The sequence below is a fragment of the bacterium genome (assembly GCA_035530055.1).
Taxonomy (GTDB): Bacteria; UBA6262; WVXT01; order WVXT01; family WVXT01; genus WVXT01.
Window position 1 is genome coordinate 1 of record DATKVN010000011.1, and the last position, 6,253, is coordinate 6,253.

At 43.6% G+C, this 6,253-nt stretch carries 3 protein-coding genes; all 3 read right to left on the reverse strand.

Annotated elements, in window-relative coordinates; all coding sequences use genetic code 11:
• Nucleotides 1-341: 341 nt before the first annotated feature.
• Nucleotides 342-2,870: a tetratricopeptide repeat protein gene (locus VMW39_01500; protein ID HUW22694.1), complete on the reverse strand. Its 2,529-nt coding sequence runs from the start codon at nucleotides 2,868-2,870 to the stop codon at nucleotides 342-344.
• Between the two features lie 95 nt (nucleotides 2,871-2,965).
• The gene (locus VMW39_01505; GenBank protein HUW22695.1) at nucleotides 2,966-5,512 is read right to left on the reverse strand and encodes a T9SS type B sorting domain-containing protein; all 2,547 of its coding nucleotides are present in this window, start codon (nucleotides 5,510-5,512) and stop codon (nucleotides 2,966-2,968) included.
• 50 nt (nucleotides 5,513-5,562) lie between these two features.
• Nucleotides 5,563-5,718 (reverse strand): hypothetical protein, encoded by a 156-nt coding sequence (locus tag VMW39_01510; protein ID HUW22696.1) that lies wholly within the window; start codon nucleotides 5,716-5,718, stop codon nucleotides 5,563-5,565.
• Nucleotides 5,719-6,253: the final 535 nt, after the last annotated feature.

Below are 6,253 nucleotides of genomic sequence, written 5' to 3' on the forward strand. Positions count from 1 at the left end.
ATTTTCTGTTCAATGATAGAAGCGAGTTCAATTGCAAAGGCACCAGTAGTAATCAAAATTGCCAGAATAAGTGGAATCCAGAACCGCTTTTTTAAACTGAATTTTTCCATTTTTTACCCCCTCAACAAAAGGAAACCGCAATTGGTAGCCGCAACCTTTAGGTTGCGAATTCATCAGCATTCGGTAGTCGCAACCTTTAGGTTGCGTGCTGTAAATTACGCAGGCTGAAGCCTGCGACTACCGTTTTATAGATCAATAGGCAGTTTACTTCCTGCTTTATTATAGTATAAATTATCAAAATTGTCACCGTCAAAATCGCGAAACAAGCTTCGCTACTCCATCTATCGCTTCTTCGCTTTCTCCATTGCCTCTTTAATCAATCGCTGCGCCTGTAAATGGATCGGCTCGAGCTTCAACACCTTCTCAAACTCAGCTATAGCTTTTTCATACTCGCCTTTTTCGAAGTATGCAAGTCCAGCATTATAGTACTCGTCCATATTCTTCTTCCTCTCTTCTTGAACTGTCAACCATACTTTCTCCTCTATCCTGTTCATCAAGGCTTTCGATTGTTTGTGTTTCGGTTCCAGCTTCAATACCTCTTCCAGCTCAGCTATCGCCTCTCCCCACTGACGTTTCTCATAATATGCCACTGCGCGGGTGTAATGCTTTTTCATTTTCTTTACCTTTTTTTCCTTAGTTTTAGCAATTTTCGCCTTTGCTTTTTCTATAAGTTTCTTCAATTCCGCATCATCGGTGCGCACTTTAACCACTTCCTCCCATTTAGCGATGGCTCCATTATAGTCACCTTCCTTGTAATCACTGACCCCTTCTCGGAATTTCTGTTCTATCTTTTCCTTTGTTGCTATTAGCTTTTCCTCAGAAGGGACTTTTACTTTCGGAGGAAGAGCCGGATGGGGAACCTTGGTCTCTTTTTCCTCCTTTTCAACTTCTACTTTCTTTTTCTCTTTTTCCCTTTTAAGTTCTCCAAGTTCCTTTTCCAGCCTGGAACGATCTATTCCCGAAGGCTTAAACTTATCTATAATCGACTGGAGAAGTCCTATCCTGCCATCGATATCGAGACTCTTCTCCACTCTCCGATAATACTCCAGCGATTTCTCAAACTCTTTTTTCATCTCTTCTCTCTTAGAGGGAACCTTGGGTTTCTTCTTCGGCGGGATGATTCCTTCCTTTCTCAAAGATTCGAGCACTTCTTTATTCTCAGGCTCTATCTCCAGAACTTTCAGCCAGAGTTCCTTAGCCTTCTCTTTCTGCCCAATAACATAATAGGCTGAGCCCAACCTGGAAAGAGCCAGTGTATTATTAGGTTCGAGCTCAAGGACTTCCTGGCATTCGACAATTGCCAGGTCGCTTCTATCTTCATAGAGATAGTTAAGTGCCCGATACATCTTCTGCTCCACAAGTGTCATTCCTTCACTTATCTTCTCCTGCTCAGCTATGGCTGGATACTCTCTCTTTAGTACATTTAATAATCCTGGTATCTCCTTGTTTTTAGGAGCAAACTCGAAAGCATACTGAAGTGTAGTTATTGCCTTCCCGGGTTTGTCCTCAATATAGTAACTGACACCAGTTCTAATAAGTTCGGCTTCTCTTTCCAAACCCATCTCTTTGGAGATTACGTCCACGATTGAAGACAGTTTCTTAAACAGGTCCTGTATCTCAGGTCTCTTGGGATCCAGTTCCACTGCGAATCTCAATTTCCCCAGCGATTCACTGTACAATCCATTCCTATAAACTTCTATTGCTTCTTTATAGTAATTTCTGGCAAGCTCTATTTTTCTTCTCTCCTCGAGCATCTTAGCTTCCTTCTCTCTAATTTTTGCCAGTTCCACTCGGACTGCCTTTTCCGACGCAATCTCCGCCAATCTTTCCTCTCTTGCTCTTTTCTTCTTTTCCTTTTCAGGTGCAAAACGGAGAGTTAAAGATATACGATGGGAACCATAAGTATCTCTTATTCCGGAAAGCGGATAGAGGAAGGCATAATCGAACTGGAAGAGGTATTTAGCATAACTTGCGCCCAGGGAGAGGTTACTGAATCTTCTACTTCCCACACCAAGACCAGCCCTCACTCCAAAAGTTCGGTTTGAGAACCACTTCTCCGCGCCACTATAAACATTAACGTCCCCGTTCCTGAATGTTGTGTCGAAGGCAAATGTTAGAAAGTCACTATTGTATAGAAAGCCAGACCTCACTCCTATAGGGACTCTACTTTTATTATCTTTTAAGTCCATATGGGGCTGATTAATATCTATGAGGGAAAGACCGAGGGAGTATTCCCTGTTGAATTTATATAGGAATCCCAAATCGGTGCTGAATCCTGTTTTAGAATATCCCCTGCTAAACACCGGGTCGCGCTCACCGGTAGTATTACCGAAGTCATCAATAGCACTTTCAGTGTAGAGGGTCTTCCCATATTTCTTACTTAGCAACTTCAAATTTAGCCCTGCCAGAAGTTTCTTCTTAAGAGTATTTCCATAAGAGAGGATAAAACTATTCTCTCGATAGAGACCCCGTAAGCCGAAATTCAGCCACCCTACGCCCAATGTCCCCCAGTGGTATAAAGGATGGGCATAACCAACGAATCCACTACCCAGATTACTCCCGTCATCTAAACCCCAGTACAGTTTCCCATAGCCACTGGTAAACTGGGACTCGTCCAGTTGAGCCAGACCCGCTGGATTATAATAGATGGCATTAACATCATCAGCCAGAGCAGTGTAGGCATTCCCCATCCCGATGGGACGGGCCCCCACACCTAAATCCTCAAAGTCAGCCCAACAGGTCACCCGGACACATACCAGAATAGCGCCCATCAGAATTATCCCCGTAATCATTTTAATCAACTTATTCATTTTTTGTCTCCTCTCAATATACTTATTTTTATCTCTTCTTTCAAATGGTATTTGTAGTTGGACTCCCCCCGATTTCATCGGGGCAATTATCTTCATTATTTTGCCAGAATGACTGTTCCATTGATAACTTTCCCTTCTCCCTCTAACTGGTATATATAAACACCGCTGGGAGCAACTTTGCCTTTCTCATCCTTACCATCCCAGGCGAACGATGTCTCTGATTGACCGATGTCGAGTTGACGCACCAGAGCGCCTCTGATATCGAAGATTCTGCATACGATGCCTTTCTCATTGGGATTGGCATACTCGAAGTTGACCACATCGTTCAATCCGTCATTATTGGGCGTGAAGATTCTCGGATATACTTTATTCAGACTAAATTCAGTAGCGGCAGGCGCTTGTTTAATCTTATACCTACCCAACTTCTTCATCTTTATCGTAATTACCTGCTCATCCGTATCCACCCTGGCACCAAGCTTCACCCACTCAATTCCATTGAACCAGAATAGAGCCAGATTTCTTCCCGCCTGACTCGCCTTTATATTAGTTCCCTTCACAGTACCTTGACCGTTTACTTCGTAAGACAGACCTACGGATGCCTTCGGCTTAGCGAAGGAGAAGCTCTCAATTTCCTCAGGGGTCTCATTACCATAGCCTCTGAACGCTTTGTATTCATAACAACTTATGACTTTGTCCTTATTCTCTTCTTCTGGAACTTCCTCAACGGTTATGTTCAAGTCATCGCCATAAGAACTGCTTTCTTCATACAATATATCTGTCAGTTCCTCAGGAATGATTACCCTCGCTTGCATATCTTCTGCCAGAGCAATTACATTCACTTCTTCATCTTGTACCATTAACATCATCGAGTCGCCACTCTCTACACCTTTAGAATCGACTGCTCTAACTTTGTAATAATACGTCTCACCAATGATATTTTCTGTTTCAGTCCAGGTCAATATCGATTTAGCCACAGTCGTTGCCGGGTCGACATTGAATCCTGCAAGAGAAGTAGAGCGATATACTCTATATTCTTCTAAATCAGTGCACGGTGACCCATCTTCGTTTCTGGTTACTTCTTTCCAATCAATCTTTATATGTTCGCCACCATCAACCAATGTTCCCTTGACGCCACACGGTTCTCTCGGCCTTAAGCTCGGGCGAGCACTAACCTCATAAGAAGCATCACTAACATTATTCGCTTGATCTACTGCTTTAAGTACATAATAGTAAATGACTTCGTTAGTTAACTCTGTATCAACATATCTTGTTGTAGGATGAGTCACAGTAGCTATAGCGACATCATATGAGCCACTAATCGTGCTACGATAGACCCAATACGACTTCATATCAGGCTCAGTATTTGGAGTCCAGGTAAGAGTAACCCGTTTATTTCCAGCCTTAGCTACCAGACCAGTAGGCGCAGCCGGTGGAGCATCAACAAGCGCCTGCGCCCATGCCGTCGCTCCATTAGACAAACCTGACCAGTTGCTCGCCTCATCAGCAGTCCATAGCCTGAAGTAGTATGTAGTGCCAGGGACCAACCCATCAGTCTGGTCAACAATGCGAGATTGTGGGTCTCCTGGATTAACCGCGTATGAGAGGTTCTTAATTTGAGCATCAGCCGTGCTCCAGGAAACCGTGTAGTTGGAAGAGAACTGGATATTATACTGACCACCATTGATTGGATTATTCCAATCATCATCACCCGGCGCCGTCCATGTCAGCCGAATCTCCCCCTGTCCAGCCCATGTTTCCGCAAACAAATCCGTAACCGCCGCCGGCGCCGTCGTATCTCCCAAGACCACCCAGACCGTTACTGTGTCAGATAATGGACTTTCAAGCACCAGCGGTGGTTTATCAACAGCACTAATCGCATAATAATAACTTGTCTTAGTTTGTAATCCAGTGTCAGAATATGCAGTCGATGTTGTAGTCCCTACCGCAAACAGAGCTGATGGTGAAATACTGGAACGATAAATCTTATAATAGTCAAAATCTATTCCTTTCTCACTCTCTGTAAGCTCGGTCCAGGAAAGGTCTACTTTTTCCACTCCGGCAATTGCAGTCAATCCGGTCGGCGTCGCCGGAGCAGTATCCGGAACTACACAATATGCCTGATTAGTCACGCTTGCCGCTCGAGTATCAATAGGCGATTCATTCGGTGGACTGGCATCATCATAACTCTTAATAGCAAAGTAAAAAGTAGTTCCCGGCCACAGAGAGTCAATCATTGTTTGTTCCGTTTGACCAGGGTCGTTAGCAAAAGTTATTCCTTTCCATCCACCAGCAGTATTCCACCAGGCAGTAGTGTCTCCACCCAAATCAGAAATGCTAAATGTATCATATTCAATATCATAACCTTGAACCGCTCCGCTGGAGAACTCATCATCCTCATAAGGCGCAGTCCAACTTAAAAGAACCTCTCCCTCCTGGCTCCCAGCCAGTGCTGAAAGGTTCGTAACTGGTGCAGGTGGCCAAGTATCCCTAATCCCTACACTAATAGTAACATCTCTCGTGGTGGTACCTGCGTAGACCAATCCTGTGCCAAAAATGGTTATTATTGCAATAAGCAACATAATCATCTTCGCCTTTAGCCCGCACCGCATAATAGTAAAGATTGAACTACACTTTTGTTTCATCTGCTCCATCTCTTCCAGAAATTTTCCTCACTTCGTTCGGTAATGGTCTATTAGACAGTTTCTCCATTTTTCTCTATGAATAATCGTTTTATTTTTCTATTTACCAGTTTATTCGCCATACTCAATACTGGCGTAACCGCGCCTGTGACCAAGATTATTAGTCGTGCCTTTACTCTCTTTATTAGTTTTTGCGTGTATCTATTCATTTATTAATAAATCCTTTCGTCACTTTTCCGCTTTTTACTCAATCTTCTCTTCTGTTTTGAAATAGACCCTCTAATAAAGTTCTGGTTGATATCTCTCATTTATGGTAAATTTCACCCACACTTTTTGTAGGGGTTTACTCCCTGGTCTTTGTCAGGGACAGGTTCATCAAATCCCGATTGGTAAATCGGGACGCCATGAATGTCGCCCCCTACATTTATCCAGGAACTTTCCCATAGTGCGACCTTTTAGGGTCGCTCTTCGCACTACCGGTCCGCCTTGAGCGGACAATCGTCAATGCAGTCCATCACTCTGCAGTTACTGACCACCAATCACCGATTACTGCCTTTTACATCTTTTTCAAATTACTCAGAGGTTCCTTTTATTCTGGCCATTATTGTCTGGGTGTCAGAATAATCCACACTTGTCGGCATATCCAGCATAAACCAGAGATTCTCAGTGGTAGTGATTTCCGAATCCAGACTTAACTGCACTCCACTGGCATCTGTTAAGTTGTTGTAAGTTACTGTAGTAGTA

What these genes read in the sequence shown, in the direction of transcription:
- VMW39_01505 (HUW22695.1), bottom strand. Translation starts at nt 5,512, where the DNA reads ATGAAACAAAAGTGTAGTTCAATCTTTACTATTATGCGGTGCGGGCTA.
- VMW39_01510 (HUW22696.1), bottom strand. Translation starts at nt 5,718, where the DNA reads ATGAATAGATACACGCAAAAACTAATAAAGAGAGTAAAGGCACGACTA.
- VMW39_01500 (HUW22694.1), bottom strand. Translation starts at nt 2,870, where the DNA reads ATGAATAAGTTGATTAAAATGATTACGGGGATAATTCTGATGGGCGCT.